This window comes from Novosphingobium terrae, from assembly GCF_017163935.1.
Lineage (GTDB): Bacteria > Pseudomonadota > Alphaproteobacteria > Sphingomonadales > Sphingomonadaceae > Novosphingobium > Novosphingobium terrae.
On sequence record NZ_JABVZR010000001.1, the window covers coordinates 438104 to 458111 of the forward strand.

Here is a 20008-nt window from a genome sequence, read left to right on the forward strand (position 1 = left end):
GGAAAACCGGTTTCCGCTTTTCACGCGATGCTTCAATCACTCTCGGGCAGCGTCAGATCCAGCGCTTCGGCGATGGCGCGGCGCCACTGGGCGGGGCCGTCTTCCACGCCGCCGCCTTCCATGCCGCGGCTGCTGGTTTCCACACGCAGCGCTCCCGGTTCCAACGTCGGATCGACCACGAAGGTCCAGTCCTCGGGCAGATGATCGCGCACCAGCTCCAGATCCTCGGCGTTGAGGCGGATCACGCGGTCGTCATCGGCGCGTGAGAACATTGCCACCGCGCGCGTCACTCTTGCGGCCAGCGCTTCCTTGTCCAGCGCCAGAGGGGCGAGGGTGGCCTCGCACAGCGCCATCACCGTATCCATCAGGCGGCCCCGCAATTGCTCGGCGCATTGCCCGTCGATGCGGTCGAAGGAGAAGGCGAAGCGGGCGCGCAGGGCCTCGCGCTGCAGGAAATCATGTTCGGCCTCGGCATGGCCCTCGGCATAGCCCTGGGCATGGGCTTCCTCGCGGGCCTGAACCACCGGATCGACCAGAGGTGCCTCGGGCATCACCGGCATGGTCGGCAGGGCCGGGTCGATCACACGCGTCGGGCGCAGATCGGAATAGGCCAGGCCCGAGCCGGTGGGGGCCATCGTCTCGACCGCATTCGCGATATAGCGCTGGTCGAGCGAGAAGCCGCCGCCCGGGCGGGCGAACAGGCTGGCCAGATCGGCACGGCGCTCTGGCTGGGGCGTGGCAGGTTCGGGCGCGGCGGCAGCGGCTTTCTTCGCTGCCGCCGGTTTGGCAGCGGCAGCCTTGGGTGAAGCAGGTTTGGCGGCGGCTTTGGCGATCGGAGCCTTAGACATATTCGTCGTCACCCGCGCCGAAGGAGATGGTGCCTTCCGTGGCCAGACGGCGCGCGGCATTGACGATGATCTTCTGCGCCTCGATGCATTCGGCCATCTTCAGGCGGCCGCGACCGGCGATTTCGTCCTTCACGCCATCGGCGGCGCGGCTGGACATGGCGGCGAAGAACACGTCGCGCTGATCTTCCGGAATGCCCTTCAGGGCGTTGATCAGCGTATCGTTCTCCACCTCGCGCAGCAGCGTGCCCATATCCTTGGGGCCCAGCACGAAGAGATGCTCGAACTTGAACATCTCGTTTTCGATGGCCTTGGCCAGATTCTTGTCCATCTTGGTGATCTCGGGCATGATCCTCTTTTCGACGACCTTGCCGGAGTTGTTGATGATTTCGGCAGCATTGCGCGCGCCGCCCAACGTAAGGGCCGTGGCACCATGATGCTCGTCGATGCGGCGGGTCAGCAGCTCTTCCAGCATGATGATCGCCTCGGGCGCGACAGGGCCCATGGTGGCGACGCGATGCACCACCTGGGTCTGCACCTCAGGCGGCAGCGAATGCAGGACCTGCGCGGCAACGTCGGGCTCAAGCTGAACCAGAAGCACGGCGATGGGTTGCGGCATCTCGCCCTTGATCAGCGGAATGATCGCGGGCGGGTTGAGCCAGCGCGCGATCTCCAGGCTGGAGGCTGGCGGCGCATCGGGGATGATGCGCTGCATCAGATTGTCGGCCTTCACCCCGCCCACCGCGCGCGACATCATGTCGTGGACGCGCTTCTGGCGGCCATAGCCGTCGATGCCCAGCTTTTCGGTCTTGGCGACAAAGCCCTCGACCGCTTTCATGATCGCCTGCGGGCCGATATCGCCCAGCGCCATCATCTTTTCGCCGAGCAGTTTGAGTTCCGTGGGGGTCAGCTGGCCCAGCAGGCGGCTGGCCTGATCGTCACCCAGCAGCATCACCAGAATGGCTGCGGCCTCGGCGTCGGAGAGGCTTTCGAGCCCTTCCTCCAGCATGGCCTCATCGTCGATCGCGCTCATCAGGCGTCTTCCTTCTCGGCGGGCGGTTGCAGCATCTGGCGCAGTGCGATCACGGCGCTGTCAGGCTTTTCGGTCACGATCTGTTGCGCCAGACCGACATGGCGGTTGAGCGCCTCGGCATTGTTGTTGCCCATGCTGGGGCCGGGCAGGGCAGGCGCGCCATTCGCGGCAGCGGCGGCAGCGCCCGAAATGTTGACGATGGGCGGCGCGCCGGCGGCCAGCGGCAGGGCGGCCATCGGCGCATTGGCGAGCGCTTCCTCGACCGCCGAGGTCTTGCCCTTCTTGCCGCCGGCGGGCTTGCCGCCCTTCAGCGCATTGATCAGCGGGCGGACCGCCAGCAGCAGCACCATCAGCAGGCCGATCAGCGCGCCGCCATAATGCAGCGCCTGAGCGAACCACGGCGTTTCATAGAAAGGCGTCTTGGCGACGGGCGTTGTATCGAAGGCGCGCGCCACCACGGCGATCTGGTCGCCGCGCGAGGTGTCGGCGCCCACAGCGGCGGAGACCAGCTGCTTGATCTGGTCGATGTCGCTCTGCTTGAACTTGGCCATCGCCGAGGCGGACAGCGCCACCGCGACCGACAGGCGCTTGATCTTGCCCGGCCCCGTGTTGGAGACGGCGACCTCGCGGCCCAGCTCGTAATTCTTGGTGGCCGAGCTTTCGCTGGCGGTGGGCGAAGGCGTGGCGGCAGGCGTCGCGCCCGCAGCGCCGGGGGCAGCCCCCGCAGCACCTGCGGCAGGCGGCGGCGTGCCGGGAGCGGGCGGCGTCGGCGCGCCGGGGGCCCCTGCCACCGGCTGGGTGGAGGGCGGCGGCGTGTTCGACAGCGTGCCGGGCACGCCGATCGCCGCTGCGGAAGCGGGCTGCTGGCTTTGCTGGCTGGTCTCGCTGCGGACCGCGCCCTGCTTGTCGTAGCTTTCGCGGGCCGAGGTGACCTGATCCATATCGAGATCGACCTGGATCTCGCTGGTGAAATTGCCGTCGCCCAGCATCGGGGTCAGCAGCGTGGCGACCTGCCCACGCAGCTTTTCCTCCATGCGGCTCTGCATATCCATGCGGTCGGAGTCGACGCTGCCCTTCTGCGAGAGCAGATGGCCACGCTGATCGACAACCTTCACCGCGTCGGGCGTCAGGCCCGGCACCGAACCGGCGACCAGATTGACGATGGCCGAAACCTGATTTTCCGACAGCTGGCGGCCATCGGCCAGACGCAGCATCACGCTGGCGGACGGGGCGATCTGATCGCGCACGAAGACCGATTTCTCGCCCTCGGCCAGATGGACGCGCACCGCCTGAACCCCATCGATCTCCTTGATCGAGAGCATCAGTTCATGTTCGCGGGCCGCGCGCAGACGCTCGCCTTCCAGAGCGCGCGAGGCGCCCATCGGCAGCTTGTCGAGGCTGTCATTGGCGGTGTCGGGCAGGGCCAGCGCGCCATTCTGGGCGACCAGCATGCGGGCCTTATAGACATCGCCTTCATCCACCGTCAGCGCGCCGGTGCTGCTGTCGATGCGATAATGGATGTTGCCCTTGTCCAGCGCGCCGACCACGCTGGCGCGCTCGGCATCGTCAAGCTGGGCATAGAGCACGCGCTGAGGCGCGGGGGCCAGCGTGGTCCAGGCGACAGCGGCGCCGCCCAGCACGGCCATGCCGGCGAACCAGGGCAGAGCCTTTTTCACCGGTCCCTGTGACAGGAAGCCGCGCGCGCGTTCCAGCGGTGTGCCGCCCGCCGGATCGGTGAGTGTGCCGATCAGCGACTGCGGCTGCGCTGGAACCAGCGCCATACCGGGATTGGCAGGAATGGCCTCGGCCATGGTTTAGACCCCCAGCTTCATGATGTCCTGATAGGCGGACAGCAGCTTGTTGCGGACTTGCAGGGTGGCTTCGAAACCGACCTGCGCTTCCTGACGTGCCAGCATCACCTTGGCGACGTCCTGTGTCTTGCCCTGCTCGTAATCCGAGGACAGGGTTTCGGCGCGCATCTGGCTGGCGTTGACGCCGCCCAGCGCATCGTTGAGCGCATTGGCGAAACCGCTGGTGGCGCCATTGGCGTTGGTTGCGGTGGCCGCCTGCACATTCGATGCCGCCTGCGGTGCATGCACCTGCTGAAGCACCGTGGAGCGTGAGATGATCTGCTGGCGCAGGGCCATGATCTCGGCAATGCCGCCGCCATTATAGCTGACGCCGCCGACAGGAGAGATGCTGCTCACCGGCGGCCTCCAGCGAAGGCGGTGGCGGGAATGCCGGCGTCACGGAAGGATGCGAGGCGGTAGCGCAGCGTCCTTTCCGAAATCCCCAGCGCGCGGGCGGCGGCGACGCGGCTGCCGTTGCAGGCGGCCAGCGTTTCCATGATCGCCTTGGCTTCCGAAGCCTGCACGATGCCGGCGAGGCGGCGGCCCTGACGGACATCCTCGATCGGGGTGACCGAGGCGCTTTCGGGCGCGGCGGGCGCAGTGACAGGGGCGGCCACGGCGGCGGGCATCGCCACCAGACGGGCCGGGCTGTCGAAATGGATGTGTTCCGGGCGGATCTCGATGCGGCCACCCTTGCTGCCCGTATCGGCCAGCAGCAGGGCGCGGCGCACCACATTCTCCAGCTCGCGGACATTGCCGGGCCAGCCATGCATGCGCAGCATGGCCAGGGCGCCGTCGCTGATCCAGGGCATCGCCGTGGCGGTCTTGGGCGTGTGGCGCAGGGCCAGAGCGAAAGCCAGCGGAGCGATATCGTCCAGACGCTCACGCAGGGCGCGCAGGGCGAGGGGGAAGACGTTGAGGCGGTAGAAAAGGTCGGCGCGGAAGCGGCCTTCGGCCACTTCGGTGGGCAGATCGCGGTTGGCGGCGGCGATGATGCGCACGTCGATCTTGATCGGCTGGGTCGAACCGATGGGGACGACCTCGCCTTCCTGAAGGGTGCGCAGCAACTTGGCCTGCAGCGTCAGCGGCATTTCGGCGATTTCGTCGAGCAGCAGCGTGCCGCCATCGGCAGCGCGGAAGAAGCCTTCGCTGGCCTGGGTGGCGCCGGTGAAGGCGCCCTTGGTGTGGCCGAACAGCAGCGCCTCAAGCATGGCTTCGGGCATGGCCGCGCAGTTGACGGCCACGAAGGGGCCCTTGGCGCGGGGGCTGCGGTCGTGGATGAAGCGGCTGAGCACTTCCTTGCCCGTGCCGGTGGGGCCGCCGATCAGCACGGGGATGTCGCTGGCGGCGAGACGCTCGGCCAGAGCCAGGATCGAGATGCTTTCGGGATCGGCAGCGATGGGCGCACCGGGGCGGGTGGCGCAGGCGATCAGGGCGGCCAGGCTCGAGTCACTGACAGGGTCGGTGTAGCTCAGAGCGAAATGGCGCTCGCCGCGCGGTGCAGGCAGAGCCGCGATGGCGGGCTGCGCGCTGCGGTCCAGCAGGATGCGGTGATGGCCGGCAGGGGCCATGGTGGCGGCTTCACCGGCGTCGGCGAGCCAGATCGGCTGTGCCCGGCCCACCGCTGCGATGATCGCAGCTGCGCGCTGGACCAGTGGCGCATGCGCCTTTGCGGTAGCCGTGGTGAACTCGATCGCGTCCATGGTTCGGTGTGCCCCCTGATTAACCATCTCAGTGAGGGTCTTTTGGCCCGCAAACGCCCAAGGAGCCGGAAAATTAAGTACTCGTAAAACTACAGATTTTGCCCGGAGGGCCGAAGATTCATTCGAGAAAAATCTTAGATAATTGAAAAATAACGGAAACTTTTTTCACTTTAGCCCTTAAAAAACCCCTGAACCTGCCGTTTCATGTGTGTACGTGCCGCGAGGGCTGGGGGTCAGAGGGGGCAAAACGGGCCTGAACGGGTAATGATCGTTAACGCCGCGGAAAGGTCCGGGGCGAATCGGTCCCCTTTTGGGGCGGCAAGAATCATCCGGCAGACCTTGTCCGATTCGCGGCGCAATCGTTTGCTGGATTCCGGCATGGGCGGCGAGGACCTGCCGCTACGCATGCCGCTTCGGCGCTGACACCTTTCCCTGCATTCTGCGAGCATCGCCGCGGCCTCACGCCGCGATCACCGGCGCGCGCATCCGGCCCGGCCACATTCTGCCCGTGATGATCGGCAAGGGATGACCGGCAGCGGCTGGCCGTGTGTGGCCGGCACCCTCTGGCCGGCAGCCCATGGCAGGCAAGATCTGACCGGCATCTGCTGGCCGGTTGACCGATGCCGGTTGGCCGAGTGCGCGAACGCTCGAACAGCGATGTCGATCCCGGGGCAAAACAGGGCCCTTAAATTTTCCACCGGCCATCCGCTCTAGGGGCTGGCAGCCAGGTCGAAACGGGTCGGCGGGCTGAACAGAACACCAACGGGTTTCGAACGGAGTAGACCATGACTGTTATCAACACCAACGTGAATGCCCTTCAGGCCACTGCCGCTTCGAACTCGGCAGCTGCGATGACCAGCCAGGCGATGACGCGCCTGTCGACGGGTCTGCGCATCAACTCGGCTTCGGACGACGCTGCCGGCCTGGCCATCGCGACGTCGATGACCAGCCAGATCAACGGCATGAACCAGGGCATCAAGAACGCCAATGACGGCATCTCGCTAGCTCAGACCGCTGAAGGTTCGCTGACGGAAGTCACCAACATGCTGCAGCGCATTCGTGAGCTGGCCGTGCAGTCGTCCTCGGGCACCTATTCGTCGACCGACCGCGATCAGATGCAGCAGGAAGTGACCTCGCTGACCGGCCAGATCAGCAACATCATCACCTCGACCAAGTTCAACGGCGTGAACCTCTTCTCGTCCTCGGCGGGCGCTTCGGGTTCGGGCGTCAGCTTCAACATCCAGGCCGGTGCAAACAACCTGACCACCGACCAGATCAAGATCACCGCGAGCGATTTCGACAGCTCGCAGTTCGGCACCGCCACGGCCAGCTACACGGGCACCACTGCAACGGTCACGGGCTTCCAGGTCAATGACAATGTCACGGGCGGGGTCTATGATGGCCATGGCGCGGATTACGCGCTCAAGACCATCGACAACGTTGACTCGATGCTGGCCAATGTCGCCAAGGTGGACGCCAGCTTCGGCGCCGGCCAGAGCCAGCTGCAGTCGTCGGTCAACAACATGACCAACAGCGTGACCAACCTCTCGGCGGCACGCTCGCGCATCGAGGACACCGACTACTCGGCAGAATCGACCGCCATGGCCAAGGCCCAGATCCTCTCGCAGGCTTCCACCGCGATGATCGCTCAGGCCAACCAGAGCCAGCAGAACGTGCTGACCCTGCTGAAGTAAGAGTTTGGTCGGGCCGGGGGGGCGTTCCCGCTCTTCGACCCGGCCATGCCTTGTGCGGCCACCGTGCCCGGTGGCTGCGCCCAAAACCCAAACCCCGGCTCCCACAAGGGAGTCGGGGTTTGGCGGTTTTCAAGGCTTGGGCCCGGTCCCCCAAGGGGGAGCCGGGCGCTGGCGTTTGTGAGAAGGGCGCGAAAAGGCGCGCGCTTTTTAAGGTTCAGTCGTCCGTTAGCGGGCGGAAGGCCACCAGCAGGATCAAGGGCTCGCGCCGCGCGACCTGTGCGGGCGGGTTGACCATCAGGAAGCCTGCCTCATTGTGGCAGCGCAGCAGGCGCGGCGTCACGCGCTCGATCCCTTCCAGCAAAGGTTCGGGGGTGATGTGCCGCTCGACGAAGGGCAGATGTTCGCTCAGGAAATCCGCCTGAGGCATGATCCTGACGCTGTCCAGCTCCACCCATTCGAATTTGGCGCCAAGCCTGAGCGCAACGCCGTAGCGTGCCTCACCCATGGGGACCGCCGCGACATAGAAGCCGTCATGCGTGGCGCTGGCCGCGATGGTCTGTTCGAAGACCCCGTTGGTCTGGTTGTCGGCGAAGATCACCGGCAGTTCCACCGTCTTGTCGGTGAAATCCGCGAAGCTGAAGGGCAGGCCGAAGCGCCGCATCGCCAGCACCGTCAGCCGCGGGGCGAGCCCTTCGCCCTTCAGCTCGGCGGGCAGATACATGCGCTCGGAGCTGTTGAGGTAGAACAGGCCCTGCTGGCGCAGGCCGGTGCGCGCCAGAGCGGGATCGAACAGAGCGCGATGCTCCATGCTCCCCAGATTGACCTCATGCTCGAAGCCCTGGATCACCGCCAGCTCGTGGTCGAGCGGCATGAACATCAGCCGTGCCATCGCCGAGGTCGTCGCCTGGCGCCACAGATCGACCGGATCACGCCCGCAGTCGCCACGCAGCGTGGCATGCGGCTGGGCATGGGCAAAGGCGATGGCGCCTTCCTGCACGGCCTGGCGGATCGCGGCCTGTTCGGGCGAGATGTCATTGGTGCGGCGGATGGGATCACCGGCTTCGGTGTAGTCGATCACCGAGCCCATGCCGGTGGTGCACAGCTGTTCCAGCACCGAGGCGCTGGCGGTCAGCGCATTGAGCGCGAAATCGTCATAATGGCTGACATCGAGGAAGCCGCGCTTGTCGAGGCCGGGCATGTTGACCTCGCGCAGCAGCAGATAGCGGCCCGCGACATGGACATCGAGCGCTTCGGCCAGCACCCTGTCGATGCTGTTCTGCACCGAACCGTTGTAGCCAAGATCGACCAGCATCAGCGTGTCGCCCGGCGCGGGATCGACCACGGCTCGCACATGCGCGATCAGCCTTTTGGCAAAAGCGCGAGAGGCCGCGACGGTGGCACGCTTGCGCGCGGTCTTGCGCATCTCCTGACGCAGGTTGGCGCAGGCTTCCTCATGGGTTGCCGTGTCACAGATCCGCGCGAGATCCTCGGCCGGCAGCAGCAGCTGGCGCCCCAGGGAGCCGGCCAGAGTGGTGGCCTCCTGATCGCAATAGCGGGTTACCTCAGCTTCGTCGGTGAAGCTGGCGGCCGTGGCGGTGAAGCGGCTGATTTCGATGGGATGGGCGGTGAAGCTTGTGCTTGAGGCATCGCCGCGCGCGGCATGCATCCGCATCGGCAGCCAGCCGTCACGCATCAGGAACAGGTAGTGGACGCGCCCGCCGTGCTTTGCGGACAGTGCTTCGGCCTCCTGGCGCAGCCACATATCATAGCCGGTGAGGATCGGCCCCATGACCGCCATGCCGAGGCGTGCCGCCGCATTGTCCTGCTGCGGCAGGGCCAGCGCCAGCGCAGCGCGATGCGGCTGGGCGGCGGTGACGGCCTTGCTGATCGGATGAAGCATGGCGCCGATCCCGGCTTCCAGCCGCAATTGCTGGGTCAGCTCGGTGCTGAATTGTTTCAGATGGAGCGTCGAGACGCCATGGGCGCTCACGCCCACCACATCGGCGCCGTGATTGTCGCCGATGTGCAGGATTTCATGCGGCTTGGCCGAAAGCTTGCGCAGCACCTCGCGGTAGAGGCCCAGCGCCTTGGGCTGGCCATAGGCGCTGGAGACGAAGATGCGATCGATCAGCGCGGCCACCTCCGTTCCGGCGGCGCGCTCGATCAGGCCGCGCAGCTGGGGGGCGTCGAGATAGGTGTCGGAGACAATGATGATCTGCAGTCCGCGTGCTTTGGCGCGGCGCATCAGCTCGACGGCGGGCGCGAAGGCGAAGCAGGCCTGCGCCTCGGCTTCCAGCTCGGCGGCGATTGCGGTGTCGCGCGTCGCCTGCGGGGTGCGGGGCATCAGCTGGCTGTAGATCTCGCCGATCGAGACCTCGTTGCGGTTGTGACCGAAGCCCATCACCTTGCGGGCGATCGCCTCGGCCCAGCGGCGCTGCACGGGGTTGATGCCGGGCAGGGTGGTGAACACATCGCCGGGCGCATGAGTGTCGCGCCAGAGCAGCGTGTCGAAACAGTCGAGGCTGAGAACCCTGGCCTGCGGAAACCAGTCGATGGCCTGCGGCAGCTCATGCGGCAGCAGATCCACGCGCGCCGGATCGGCAGAGGGCGCGGCGGTTTTGGCGAAGGCGTTGGGTGTGATCGGCGCGTTCATGCTGGCTCTCGGCAGGCTGAAAGCACTCCGCCGGAATGGCAGAACTTTAGCTTGCCGAGAGGTAAGCAAACAAGGTGAAGCGGTGCTTCACCTGTTTCTAGGTAGAAACGCCTGTCAGTGGCCCGGCTTGGCCTCGTGAGGGGCCGGAGCGGCTTTGGCGGGGGCCTTGTCCGCGCCCTTTTCATCAGGCTTTTCAGGCCCATGGTCGGTCGGCGGGGTCACATCATTGGCCAGCAGCAGCGACATGCGGCGGTTGCGCGCATCGGAAGGATTGTCGGCAATCAGCGGTTCGCGGTCAGCCACGCCCTCGATGCGGCGGAATCGGTCCTCGCCCAGCCCGTCGCGCATCATCTGCTGGCGGGTGGACTCGGCGCGCCCTGCCGAGAGCGACCAGTTGTTGACCAGACCGTTGGTGCGCCATTGCAGCGCATCGGTATGGCCGCGAATGGTCAGATCGCCGGTCTCGGTCTTGAGCACGTGAGAGATCGCCGCCAGCAGCTCCACCGCATCGGGGGTCAGCACGGTGGTGCCCAGCTGGAACATCGAGAAATCAGCATCATCCATCAGATCGATGCGGATGCCATCGGGCGTCACCGTCACCTTCAGCACGCGCGACAGCTTCTTAAGCTTCTCGCTGGCGTTGAGCTGCTGCTGCAGGCGCTGCTGCACCTGGCTGGCCTTCTTGATCTGGTTGGCGCCTTCCTTCATGCCGCCGGTGGCGTCACGCGGGATGGTCATCGGGCGCTGGCCGGTCTGGCCCGCGCGATGCGGCATCTTGTCGGCATCGACCATCGAGGAGCCGCCCAGCAGCCCGTTCGAGCCTGCGCCGCCCTGGCGGATCTTCATCAGCGTGGGGGTGAAATAGTCGGCGATGCCCTTGCGCTGCTTTTCGGTGGTGGCGCCCAGCAGCCACATCAGCAGGAAGAAGGCCATCATCGCGGTCACGAAGTCGGCATAGGCCACCTTCCATGCGCCGCCGTGATGGCCGGCGGCCACGATGGTGACCTTCTTGACGATGATCGGGGCAGGGATGTCCTGCTTGTTGCCCTTTTTTGGGGGAGCCATGGATCAGCCCCCCTTAGCGGCCACGCAGCGCGTCGAGCAGTTCGGAAAGGCCGGGGCGGAAATCGTGGGACAGGCCCGAGCGCGCGCTTTCGACCACCAGCGGCTGGGGCCAGCCATGCAGCGAGGCGATGATCACCTGCTTGACGGCGTGGAAGATCTGCTCGTCGGCCTCGTTCACCTGTTTCAGGCGACCGGCCATCGGGGCGACGATGCCATAGGCCAGCATCACGCCCATGAAGGTGCCGACCAGAGCCGAGCCGATCATCGCGCCCAGCACGCTGGGCGGCTTGTCGATCGAGCCCATGGTTTTGACCACGCCCAGCACGGCGGCCACGATGCCGAGAGCCGGAAGCGCGTCGGCCAGGCCCTGAATGGCGTGCTGGGGGTGGTCGAGCGCGGTGAGGTGGGTCTTGATGGCATTGTCCATCACATCTTCCACCGCATGCACCTCCAGCGTGCCGGAGGACACCACGATCAGCGTCAGCGTGTCGCAGATCAGGTCAGTGAGTTCATGATTGGCCAGCAGGCGCGGATATTCCGCGAAGATCGGCGAATCCTTGGGCGCCGCCACATGGCTTTCCATGGCGACCGGGCCTTCGGTGCGCAGCAGCTTCATCAGCTTGGTGGTCAGCGCGATAACGTCGATATGGTCCTGCTTGTTATGCTTGGGCCCCTTGAAGACCTTGCCGAAGCCCCCACCCAGCGCTTTCAATCCATGCATGTCATTGCCGATGACCAGCGCCGCGATACCCGCGCCGCCAATGGTCGCCACTTCGTGCGGAATGGCTTCGAAGACCGGGCCCAGCGCGCCGCCGGTCATGGCGAACACGCCAAACACGGCACCAAACAGGACGACAAGGCCGATGATCGGAAACATTAAGCAACCCCCTGGAAGAAACGTCAGATGCGCCCTGTGTCCGCCCCCCGCATGGGCCGGGCACAGGGGTAGGTATCAATTGTTGATGTAGGTGAACAGGCTCATGCTCGACAATTTGGCGAAACTGGCCTGGCTGGCGCTGAGCGCCAGCATCTGCTGCGAGAGCTGAGCGGTTGCCGTGGTGTAATCCGTGCCGCCCACCGTGGCTTCCGTGCTGGTGCGCGCGGTTTGCGCGGTGGTCTGCACCGTGGTGGCCGTGGTGATCCAGGCCGAGCGCGCGCCGACCACCGTCTGCGTGGCGGACACCTGGTTGAGCGCGGCGGTGAGCTGATCGAAGGTGCCGCCGCTGGCGTTCATCGTATCCGAAGTGGCGGTGCCCGCCGTCAGCTGATCGGCCAGCGTCTTGACGGTGGTGAGCAGATTGCCGCTCACGCCGCCGCTGGTGGTGAAGTCCATCACCTCGGGGCCCGTCACCGAAGGGGTGACCGAGAGGCTGCCGCCCAGCGAGATGGCGCTGGCGCTGCTGCCACCGGTGTAGGTGGCATTGCCGCTGGAATCCTGCGTGTAGGCCGGCGTGCTGCCCGATGTGCCCGAGAACACATAGTTGCCGTAGCTGTCCTTGGTGTTCGAAAGGTCCACCAGCTGCTGGTAATAGGCGCTGATCTGGGTGCCGATGTTGGCCTTGTCGGTGGTGTTGGTGGTGTCCGATGCCGCCTGGGTCGCCAGCGTCTGGATCTGGGTGATGATGTTGGTGAACTGGCTCAGCGTGCTGTCGGTCAGCGACAGGCTGGCCTTGGCGGCGCTGGCATTGGCCGTATCGGCGGTCGACAGCGTATCGGCGGCCTGCATCGTGCGCATCTGCGCGGCGGCGACAGGGTCGTCGTAGGAATGGGTCAGCTTGTTGCCGGTGGACAGCTGCTGGCTCAGATTCTGGGTCGCCTGGGTGATCTTGTCCATGTTGGCGATGGACAGATTGTAGAAGGCGCTGGTGCTGATGGAGGTCATGGTAAGGTCCTCAGATCTGCAGGAGTTGGTTGAAGAGGGTCTGGGCGACCTGGATCACCTTGCCCGAAGCCTGATAGGCCTGCTGATAGCGCACCAGATTGGCCGCCTCATCGTCCAGGCTGACACCCGACTGGGCCGACAGCGTGCTCTGGGCATTGCTGTAGATCGCATCGAGCGCATCGCGCGTGGTGGTGTTGCTCGACACTGCGGTCGAGGTGGTCAGGATCAGATTGTTGGTCTGGCCCGCGATGTCCACCGACTTGAGTGAGGAGATCATCGAATTGAGGTTGCTGGCATCGCTGCTGTTCGCCGCCGAGCCCGAGGGCGCCGTGGCGATCTGGCTGCCCGAGGTGAGCGCCAGCGTGATCCCCGCTGCGCCCGAGCCCGAGAACATCGCCTGACCCTGCGTGCCGTCCAGCGCCACGCCATTGCTCTGCGCGGTGTTGACGGTGGAGATCAGATTGTTGGCGATGCCGTCCAGCGTGGAGCCGGCGCTGATCGCGGCGGTCATCGCCTGCTGCTGGCCGGCCAGCGAGCCGCCCGAAAGCGACAGCGCCGAACCGCCGACCGTATAGCTGATGGCGCCGGTCGAATCCTGGCTCATCGCCAGCGTGTTGGCGGTGCTGCCCGAGACCAGCACGGGGCCGCTCGTGCCGCCCATCTGCACCTGCACCGTGCCGTTGCTGGCGATGGTGGAGGTGATGTCGCCATACTGGCTGAGCTGTTGCAGGATGTTGTCGCGCTGATCGAGCAGATCGGCCTGAGCGCTGGGATCGGGGGTCTGGGCGATGGTGTTGTTCAGCTTTGCCAGCGAGGTGGCCAGCGTGTTGACCTGCGACACACCGGCGGTGGCGCCCTGCACCAGCCCGGACTTGGTGGCGGTCAGCGCGCTGCTGGCCTGGTTGAAGCTCTGGGCCAGCGTGCGGCCGGCTTCCAGCGCATTGGCGCGCAGCGAGCTGTCGGTGGGGCTGGCGGACAGCTTGGAGAGCGCGGTCTGATAGGCGGTGATCGAGTCATACAGGCCCGAATTGTCGATCGCGTCGTTCACATTGGTGAGGCCGGTGACCAGCGTGTCGGCGCGCGAGGCATCCGAGCCGGTGCGGCGCACTTCGCTCTGCTGGAAGGCATCGACATCGCGCACCGTGCCGGTGACGCGCACACCGCCCAGCGTGACCACGCCGTAGCTGGTGCCCATCGTGTTGGTGGAGGCCACATCGGCCTGCGTGACCGAGCGCCGCACATAGCCGTCGGTGTTGACGTTGGCGATGTTCTGCGAGGTGACGTTCAGCGCTGCCTGGGCGGCTCGGGTGCCGCTGGCGGCAATGCTCAGCATATCGGATGCCATGGCGTCAGTCCTTCTTTCCGAGTGCGTTGGTGCTTGCACCGTAAACGGCGCTGGAGGCGCTGCTTGTCGCGCCGGAGGTGGTGGTGGCGCCGCTGCCGATATGCAGTTGGCTGGCCAGCTTCTTCTCGATCAGCTTGGCAAAGCCCAGGCCGCCGCTCTTGCTGGTGGCCGTGGCGATGGTCTGTTCCTGCATCTCGCGGAAGGTATCCATGCCCTGGCCGCTGAACAGCTCGTCGCCCAGATTGGTCTTGCGCGATTCGGCCAGCATCTGCCGCACGAAGATCGCCTCGAACTGCTGGGAGACCTCATGCAGCTTCTTGGCATCGGTGATGCCGCCGACGCCGGGCGAGGTGCCGCCCAGAGCCGAAGAGGCCGCGCTGGCCGCCGTGGCGGAAATATCCGTCATATCACCACCATCTCGGCCTTGAGAGAACCGGCCTGCTTGAGCGCCTCAAGGATCGCCACCAGATCGGACGGGGTCACGCCCAGCAGGTTGAGCGCGTCGACAATGCGCGAGAGCGAGGCACCCTTGGGCAGCAGCGCGATATGGGCGGTTTCCTCGCTGGCGCTGATCTGGCTGCTGGGTGTCACCACCGTGCGGCCATTGGAGAAGGGCCCGGGCTGCGAGACATTGCGTTTCTCATCGATGCGCACCACCAGCTTGCCGTGGCTGACGGCAGCGGGCGAGAGGCGCACTGCGCTGTTGATCACCACCGTGCCGGTGCGGCTGTTGACGATCACCTTGGCGGGCGCTTCGGCGGGGACGACATCGAGCATCTCGATGGCGGCCATGATGCCCGAACGCGTGTCGGCGCCCGGCGGCAGGTGAAGCGAGACGCTGACGGCATCGTCGGCGGCGGCCATGCCCGGCCAGTGGCGGTTGATGGCATCGCGCACGCGCTGGGCGGTGAGGAAATCGGCGGTGAAGAGGTTCCAGCGCAGCACGTCGGAGGTTTCAAAACCGGTGTCGACCGCGCGTTCCACCGTCGCCCCCTCGGCCACGCGGCCCACGGTGGGCACGTTGACCGACAGCTGCGAACCGTCCTTCGCCGTCACGCCCAGACCGCCGACGGCCAGGTTGCCCTGTGCCATCGCATAGATCTTGCCATCGGCACCATAGAGCGGCGCCAGCACCAGCGAACCGCCGCGCAGGCTCGTGGCCTTGCCGATCGCCGCGACGGTGATGTCGATGCGCTGGCCCGGCTTGGTGAAGGCGGGCAGATCGGCGGTGATCATCACCGCCGCGGTGTTCTTGAGGTTGGGCGAGATGTTGAGCGGCAGGTTCAGACCCATACGGCCCGAGACGCCCTTCATCGCATAGGTGACATATTCCAGATTGTCGTCGCCCGAGCCGGAGAGGCCCACCACGACGCCATAGCCGGTCAGCTGGTTGCTTCGCACGCCCTGGAAGGTGCCCAGATCGCGGATACGCTCGGCATGAGCGAGCGTTGGAGCAAGGGCGGGAACGGCCAGCACGGCGAGCGCCAGCAGCATGGTGCGCAGCGCGTGAAACACGCGGGTAGCCATGGGGCGCTTATGATCGGATCTGGGCGGGAAAACGGCGGACATGGGACAAGTCTCCATCAGAACGGGCTGATGATGTTGAAGAAATGCGAAAGCCAGCCCTCGCGCGCGCTGCGCGTGATGGCGCCATTGCCCGCATATTCGATATGGGCATCGGCGATCCGGCTCGAGGGCACGGTGTTGTCCATGCTGATGTCGTTCAGGCGCAGAATTCCAGAAAACTGGATCCACTCCTGACCCTGGCTCAGCAACATGCGCTTTTCTCCACGCACCAAGGCGGTGCCGTTCGATCTCACCTCGGCGATCGTGACAGCGATCGTTCCGGTGAAGGTACTTGTCAGGGCGGTGTTGCCCTGACCATTGAACGACGAACCGCTCGAAGCATTAAGGGCATTGGGGTTCAGAGCGAAGGGTCCCTGCGTCGGCGGGGTGATGCTGGCGCTGCCCGAACGCTGGGTTTTGGTGTTGGCGGTCTTGGACGAGCTGGTGGTTTCGATCAGCAGGATCGTCACCGCATCGCCCACCACGCGTGCCTGCGCCCCCGTCACCAATGAGCTGTAGCCCATCGAGGCGTTGAAGATCGATCCGTCGGCCACGCGCGGCGCGGGTGGCGGCGGGGTGGTGGCGGAAAAGCCGGCGGGCGGCTTGCCGGCCATGGCGGCGGCGGGCAGCAGGGCCAGCACGCTGGCCATGGACAGGCCGATAAGGGAAAAGGCACGCATTGTCAGTCTCACCTTGAGTCTTTGTTGCCGCATCGTTGTGCGCGAAAAACCGGTTCCCGCTTTTTCGCACGATGCTCCGGGCTTACAGGGTCTGGTTGGCGTTCTTGAGCATGTCATCGACCGAGGAGATCATCTTGGAGTTGATCTCATAGGCGCGCTGACACTCGATCATGTCGACCAGCTCGGTCACGATGTTGACGTTGGAGGTTTCCAGAGCGCCCTGCTTGATCGTGCCCACGCCCTGCACGCCCGGCGTGCCGATCTGCGCGGTGCCGCTGGCGGTGGTTTCCTGAAGCATGTTGCCGCCGATGGACTGCAGGCCCTGCGCATTGGGGAAGGTGGCCATGGTGATCTGGCCGACCTGCACGGCATTGCCGCCGGCAGGCGGGATCGCCGAGACCGTGCCGTCCGAACCGATCGTCACCGAGGTGGAGCCCTGCGGGATGGTGATGGCGGGCTGGATCGGATAGCCGTCCGAGGTCTGGATTTCGCCCTGCGACGACAGCGAGAAATTGCCGGCGCGGGTGTAGGCGAACTGGCCGGTGGGCAGCAGCACCTGGAAATAGCCGTCGCCCTGGATGGCCAGGTCATAGGCATTGCCGGTGGTGTCCAGCGTGCCCTGTTCTTCCTGGCGCGAGGTGCCCTGGATCTGCACGCCGGTGCCCAGGTTCAGGCCGGTGGCGTAATTGTTCTGCGAGGTGTTCTGCTGGCCCGCAACGCGCATGTCCTGATAGGTCAGCGTCGCGAAATTGGCGCGGTCACGCTTGAAGGCGGTGGTGTTGACGTTGGCGAGGTTGTTCGAGATCACGCGCATGCGCGTGTCCTGAGCATCGAGCCCGGTGCGGGCGACCTGAAGTGCGGAAGCGGACATGACAGAACCTTTCTATAAACCTTGAGGACCGGCAGAGCTTAGGAGCCGGCAGGCATTACGACCCGGCAGATTGGCGCAGCAGGCTGGTGCCCGACTGGTCCATATCCTTGGCGGTGGAGAGCAGCTTGGTGCGGATGTCGAACAGGCGCTGGGCCTGAAGCATGTCCACCATCACCTGGCTGGCGCTGACGTTCGACCCTTCGAGCGCCGCGACGCTCACCTGGGCATTGTCGTCGGCGGGCAGGATGCCGCCGCCAACCACGCGGAACTGGCCGTCCAGACCCTTGGCGATCTGGCTGCCGGCGGTGCTGGCGATCTTGATCTTGTCCACCACGCTGGGCTGCAGATTGGGGTTGGTGGGGTCCACGGCCAAAATCGTGCCATCCGGACCGATCTTCAGCTTGGCATCCACCGGCACGGTGATCGGGCCGCCATTGCCCATCACCGGCAGGCCATCGCCATTGGTCAGCACACCGGTCGGCGAGACCGAGAGATCACCCCTGCGGGTGTAGACCTCGGTCCCGTCGTTGGCCTGCACCGCCATCATATCCGTGCCTTGCATGGCGATGTCGAGCGGGTTGCCGGTGGCACTGACCGTGCCGGGCGTCATGTCGGCGCTGCGCACCTCGCCGTCGGACATCGCGCGGGCTTCCAGCGCCGGGCCCTTGAGGGTCACCGGCGTGGAGGCGATCATATCGGCGCGAAAACCCACGGTCTGGGCGTTGGCCATGTTCGACGCGATGACCCGCTGGCGGTTCATCGAGTCGGTCATGCCCGACATGGCGGTGTAGATCAGCCGGTCCATGGTTTATCAGCTGCGCAGGTTGATGACGGCGTCGGAGATCTGGGTGTTCGTGTCGATCGCCTTGGCGTTGGCCTGGAAATAGCGCTGGGCGGTGATCAGCCCGACCATTTCGGTGGCGGTGTCGACGTTCGACTGTTCCAGCGTGCCCGACAGGATGCTGCCATTGCCGCCCGAGGAAGGCACGCCATAGGTGGCGGGGCCCGACAGGCCGGTCACTTCCCACTGCTGGCTGCCCATTTCCTTCAGGCCGGTGGGCGAAACGAAGCTGGCCAGCGCAACCTTGCCGACCGTGGTGGTGCTGCCATCGGCATAAGCGGCGACGATCGAACCATCGTCCTTCACCTGCACGCCGGTATAGGCCGAGCCTGCGGCATTGGTGATGGGCAGCTGGCCGTTGCTGGGCGTGGTGGCATAGGTGCCGGTCGTCGAGTCATAGGCCATGATCTGGACGTTGTTGCCGCTCGAGTCCGTGATGTTGCCCGAACCGTCGGTGGTGAAGTTACCGTTGCGGGTATAGAGCACCTGGCCCGTGGTGGGCGCCACCACGGTGAAGAAGCCGTTGCCGTTGACCATCAGGTCCAGCGCCGAACCGGTCTGCTTGGCGCTGCCGGTGGTGAAGTCCTGAGCGACCGACTGCACCAGCGAACCCAGACCAACCTGGGTCTTGGCGTTCGAATAGCTGCTGGCGCCGACGATGTCGGAGAAGTTGATGTCGCTCTTCTTGAAACCGGTGGTTTCGGCGTTGGCGAGGTTGTTCGAAATGACGTTCAGTTCCTGAGAGGCGTTCTTCAGGCCGGTCAGCGAAGTGTAATAGGACATGGGTTTCTGCCTTCTTGTGAAATGGAGCGGAAAATCAGGCGGTGGCGCCGCTGGACGACGTGTCGGTCGAGGTCGAACCGGTGGTGTCGGTGCTGGTGGTGGCCGTGGTGGTGCCGGTGGCGGCGGCCTGTTGGGCGGCCAGGATCTTGTCCAGCTTGTCCGAGATGCCGCTCAGCGTGTCGCTCATCGTGGTCGTTGCCGACAGCGTCGAGAACTGCGCCATCTGCGCGATCATCTGCGTGTTGTCCTGCGGCTGGGTCGGGTCCTGATTCTGCAGTTCCGTGGTCAGCAGGCTGATGAAATCGTTGAGGCCCAGCGTCGTGTTCGACGAAGCCGTGCTGCTGGTGCTCGACGTGGATGTCGAGCTGGTGGAATTTGTCGAGGAAACGGTTGTCATTATTTCATCCTCACAGTGTCGAGCATCAATTGCTTGGCGGTGGACAGGGCCTCGACCAGATTGGAATACTGGCGCGAGGAATCGAGCATCTCGACCATCTCGGCATTTTCATCGACCGGGGCGGTAAAGACATCGCCGTTGGCATCCGCCAAGGGATGGTTGGGATTGTGTTCTTTCAGGGGCGTGGCCGCCGTGCGCACCACGCCCGCCACATTGACGGTGGACAGGCCGTTGGCCGCATCGAGCTGCTGGGCGAAGACCGCGCGCAGCGGGCGGTAGGTGGAAGCCTCGCTGCTGGAGACCGCGCCGGCATTGGCCAGGTTGGAGGCCGCCGTGTTCATACGCACCATCTGCGCCGACATGCCGCGCCCGGCGACGTCGAAGATGTTCAGATTGCCAGAGGTGGGCATCGGCTTACTCCCCCTTGATCGCGCGGGTGATGGTGTTCACGCGGCCGCTGATGAAAGAGAGCGAGGTCGAATAGCCCATCGCATTCTGCGAGAAGGCCACCTGCTCGGTGTTGAGGTCCACGGTGTTGCCATCCAGGCTGGGCATCACCGGCACGCGGAACTGCGTGTTCTTCGCGGTGGCGGCATCGATGTTGGTGCCGCTCATCTCGGATTTGAGGGCGGCGGTGAAATCGATGTCCTTCGCCTTGTAATTGGGCGTCGCGGCATTGGCGATGTTGGAGGTCAGCATGCCCATACGCTGCGAACGCAGTTCGAGCGCCATGCCATGAATGCCAAAAAGGCTGGTGTTGTTGGCGGCGTCACTCATCGGCGGTCTCGTTCAAGCTCCTA

Annotated in this window: 20 protein-coding genes; 1 reads left to right on the plus strand and 19 read right to left on the minus strand. The window is 65.3% G+C overall.

What is annotated here, in order from left to right; translation table 11 throughout:
• Window positions 1-32 precede the first annotated feature (32 nt).
• Genes HGK27_RS02040 through HGK27_RS02060 form a run of 5 tightly spaced genes read right to left on the minus strand, consistent with a single transcriptional unit; the run spans window position 33 to window position 5431 of the window.
• Window positions 33-848 (minus strand): FliH/SctL family protein, encoded by an 816-nt coding sequence (locus tag HGK27_RS02040; protein WP_206238338.1) that lies wholly within the window; start codon window positions 846-848, stop codon window positions 33-35.
• Window positions 841-1878 carry a flagellar motor switch protein FliG gene (locus tag HGK27_RS02045; protein ID WP_241126782.1) on the minus strand — a complete coding sequence of 346 codons (1038 nt, stop codon included), beginning with the start codon at window positions 1876-1878 and terminating at the stop codon, window positions 841-843. Before HGK27_RS02045 ends, HGK27_RS02040 begins: the two co-directional genes overlap by 8 nt.
• Window positions 1878-3689 carry a flagellar basal-body MS-ring/collar protein FliF gene (fliF, locus tag HGK27_RS02050; RefSeq protein ID WP_206238340.1) on the minus strand — a complete coding sequence of 604 codons (1812 nt, stop codon included), beginning with the start codon at window positions 3687-3689 and terminating at the stop codon, window positions 1878-1880. The genes HGK27_RS02045 and fliF overlap by 1 nt, the downstream gene beginning before the upstream one ends.
• 3 nt (window positions 3690-3692) lie before the next feature.
• Entirely contained in the window at window positions 3693-4085 is a 393-nt protein-coding gene (gene fliE / locus HGK27_RS02055; RefSeq protein WP_322099007.1) for a flagellar hook-basal body complex protein FliE, read from the minus strand.
• Window positions 4082-5431: a sigma-54 interaction domain-containing protein gene (locus HGK27_RS02060; protein ID WP_206238342.1), complete on the minus strand. Its 1350-nt coding sequence runs from the start codon at window positions 5429-5431 to the stop codon at window positions 4082-4084. The genes fliE and HGK27_RS02060 overlap by 4 nt, the downstream gene beginning before the upstream one ends.
• Window positions 5432-6216: 785 nt before the next feature.
• On the opposite strand from HGK27_RS02060, the gene HGK27_RS02065 reads away from it, so the two are divergent.
• Window positions 6217-7125, plus strand: coding sequence for a flagellin N-terminal helical domain-containing protein (locus tag HGK27_RS02065; protein ID WP_206238344.1), 909 nt, complete (start codon window positions 6217-6219; stop codon window positions 7123-7125).
• A 214-nt stretch (window positions 7126-7339) separates the two neighbouring features.
• Here the strand turns inward: HGK27_RS02065 and HGK27_RS02070 are convergent, their stop codons facing one another.
• From HGK27_RS02070 to flgB, 14 genes are all read right to left on the minus strand, one after another.
• On the minus strand, window positions 7340-9778 hold the full coding sequence (locus HGK27_RS02070; protein WP_206238346.1) for an HAD family hydrolase: 2439 nt from the start codon (window positions 9776-9778) through the stop codon (window positions 7340-7342).
• Window positions 9779-9892: 114 nt separating this feature from the next.
• Window positions 9893-10843, minus strand: a complete 951-nt coding sequence (locus HGK27_RS02075; RefSeq protein WP_206238348.1) for a flagellar motor protein MotB — start codon at window positions 10841-10843, stop codon at window positions 9893-9895.
• A gap of 13 nt (window positions 10844-10856) precedes the next feature.
• Entirely contained in the window at window positions 10857-11720 is an 864-nt protein-coding gene (gene motA, locus HGK27_RS02080) for a flagellar motor stator protein MotA (protein WP_068090782.1), read from the minus strand.
• A 75-nt stretch (window positions 11721-11795) separates the two neighbouring features.
• On the minus strand, window positions 11796-12725 hold the full coding sequence (flgL, locus tag HGK27_RS02085) for a flagellar hook-associated protein FlgL (RefSeq protein ID WP_206238350.1): 930 nt from the start codon (window positions 12723-12725) through the stop codon (window positions 11796-11798).
• 10 nt (window positions 12726-12735) lie between these two features.
• A complete protein-coding gene (gene flgK, locus HGK27_RS02090) occupies window positions 12736-14070 on the minus strand; it encodes a flagellar hook-associated protein FlgK (RefSeq protein ID WP_206238352.1) in 1335 nt (444 codons plus the stop codon).
• Between the two features lie 4 nt (window positions 14071-14074).
• Window positions 14075-14476 carry a rod-binding protein gene (locus HGK27_RS02095; RefSeq protein ID WP_206238354.1) on the minus strand — a complete coding sequence of 134 codons (402 nt, stop codon included), beginning with the start codon at window positions 14474-14476 and terminating at the stop codon, window positions 14075-14077.
• A complete protein-coding gene (locus HGK27_RS02100) occupies window positions 14473-15564 on the minus strand; it encodes a flagellar basal body P-ring protein FlgI (RefSeq protein WP_241127316.1) in 1092 nt (363 codons plus the stop codon). The genes HGK27_RS02095 and HGK27_RS02100 overlap by 4 nt, the downstream gene beginning before the upstream one ends.
• Window positions 15565-15653: 89 nt before the next feature.
• Entirely contained in the window at window positions 15654-16316 is a 663-nt protein-coding gene (locus HGK27_RS02105) for a flagellar basal body L-ring protein FlgH (RefSeq protein WP_206238356.1), read from the minus strand.
• Window positions 16317-16398: 82 nt separating this feature from the next.
• Window positions 16399-17187: a flagellar basal-body rod protein FlgG gene (gene flgG / locus HGK27_RS02110; RefSeq protein ID WP_206238358.1), complete on the minus strand. Its 789-nt coding sequence runs from the start codon at window positions 17185-17187 to the stop codon at window positions 16399-16401.
• A 55-nt stretch (window positions 17188-17242) separates the two neighbouring features.
• On the minus strand, window positions 17243-17992 hold the full coding sequence (locus HGK27_RS02115) for a flagellar basal body rod protein FlgF (protein ID WP_206238361.1): 750 nt from the start codon (window positions 17990-17992) through the stop codon (window positions 17243-17245).
• Between the two features lie 6 nt (window positions 17993-17998).
• Complete coding sequence (locus tag HGK27_RS02120; RefSeq protein ID WP_206238363.1) at window positions 17999-18811, minus strand: flagellar hook-basal body protein; 813 nt, start codon at window positions 18809-18811, stop codon at window positions 17999-18001.
• A gap of 34 nt (window positions 18812-18845) precedes the next feature.
• The gene (locus HGK27_RS02125) at window positions 18846-19208 is read right to left on the minus strand and encodes a flagellar hook assembly protein FlgD (protein WP_206238364.1); all 363 of its coding nucleotides are present in this window, start codon (window positions 19206-19208) and stop codon (window positions 18846-18848) included.
• On the minus strand, window positions 19208-19618 hold the full coding sequence (gene flgC, locus HGK27_RS02130) for a flagellar basal body rod protein FlgC (protein WP_206238367.1): 411 nt from the start codon (window positions 19616-19618) through the stop codon (window positions 19208-19210). The genes HGK27_RS02125 and flgC overlap by 1 nt, the downstream gene beginning before the upstream one ends.
• A 4-nt stretch (window positions 19619-19622) precedes the next feature.
• Entirely contained in the window at window positions 19623-19985 is a 363-nt protein-coding gene (gene flgB / locus HGK27_RS02135) for a flagellar basal body rod protein FlgB (RefSeq protein WP_206238369.1), read from the minus strand.
• Window positions 19986-20008: the final 23 nt, after the last annotated feature.

What these genes read in the sequence shown, in the direction of transcription:
- HGK27_RS02065 (WP_206238344.1), top strand. Translation starts at nt 6,217, where the DNA reads ATGACTGTTATCAACACCAACGTGAATGCCCTTCAGGCCACTGCCGCT.
- HGK27_RS02125 (WP_206238364.1), bottom strand. Translation starts at nt 19,208, where the DNA reads ATGACAACCGTTTCCTCGACAAATTCCACCAGCTCGACATCCACGTCG.
- HGK27_RS02060 (WP_206238342.1), bottom strand. Translation starts at nt 5,431, where the DNA reads ATGGACGCGATCGAGTTCACCACGGCTACCGCAAAGGCGCATGCGCCA.
- HGK27_RS02120 (WP_206238363.1), bottom strand. Translation starts at nt 18,811, where the DNA reads ATGTCCTATTACACTTCGCTGACCGGCCTGAAGAACGCCTCTCAGGAA.
- flgB (WP_206238369.1), bottom strand. Translation starts at nt 19,985, where the DNA reads ATGAGTGACGCCGCCAACAACACCAGCCTTTTTGGCATTCATGGCATG.
- HGK27_RS02105 (WP_206238356.1), bottom strand. Translation starts at nt 16,316, where the DNA reads ATGCGTGCCTTTTCCCTTATCGGCCTGTCCATGGCCAGCGTGCTGGCC.
- HGK27_RS02070 (WP_206238346.1), bottom strand. Translation starts at nt 9,778, where the DNA reads ATGAACGCGCCGATCACACCCAACGCCTTCGCCAAAACCGCCGCGCCC.
- HGK27_RS02075 (WP_206238348.1), bottom strand. Translation starts at nt 10,843, where the DNA reads ATGGCTCCCCCAAAAAAGGGCAACAAGCAGGACATCCCTGCCCCGATC.
- HGK27_RS02115 (WP_206238361.1), bottom strand. Translation starts at nt 17,992, where the DNA reads ATGGACCGGCTGATCTACACCGCCATGTCGGGCATGACCGACTCGATG.
- HGK27_RS02040 (WP_206238338.1), bottom strand. Translation starts at nt 848, where the DNA reads ATGTCTAAGGCTCCGATCGCCAAAGCCGCCGCCAAACCTGCTTCACCC.
- flgG (WP_206238358.1), bottom strand. Translation starts at nt 17,187, where the DNA reads ATGTCCGCTTCCGCACTTCAGGTCGCCCGCACCGGGCTCGATGCTCAG.
- HGK27_RS02045 (WP_241126782.1), bottom strand. Translation starts at nt 1,878, where the DNA reads ATGAGCGCGATCGACGATGAGGCCATGCTGGAGGAAGGGCTCGAAAGC.
- HGK27_RS02095 (WP_206238354.1), bottom strand. Translation starts at nt 14,476, where the DNA reads ATGACGGATATTTCCGCCACGGCGGCCAGCGCGGCCTCTTCGGCTCTG.
- flgC (WP_206238367.1), bottom strand. Translation starts at nt 19,618, where the DNA reads ATGCCCACCTCTGGCAATCTGAACATCTTCGACGTCGCCGGGCGCGGC.
- flgL (WP_206238350.1), bottom strand. Translation starts at nt 12,725, where the DNA reads ATGACCTCCATCAGCACCAGCGCCTTCTACAATCTGTCCATCGCCAAC.
- flgK (WP_206238352.1), bottom strand. Translation starts at nt 14,070, where the DNA reads ATGGCATCCGATATGCTGAGCATTGCCGCCAGCGGCACCCGAGCCGCC.
- HGK27_RS02100 (WP_241127316.1), bottom strand. Translation starts at nt 15,564, where the DNA reads ATGCTGCTGGCGCTCGCCGTGCTGGCCGTTCCCGCCCTTGCTCCAACG.
- motA (WP_068090782.1), bottom strand. Translation starts at nt 11,720, where the DNA reads ATGTTTCCGATCATCGGCCTTGTCGTCCTGTTTGGTGCCGTGTTTGGC.
- fliF (WP_206238340.1), bottom strand. Translation starts at nt 3,689, where the DNA reads ATGGCCGAGGCCATTCCTGCCAATCCCGGTATGGCGCTGGTTCCAGCG.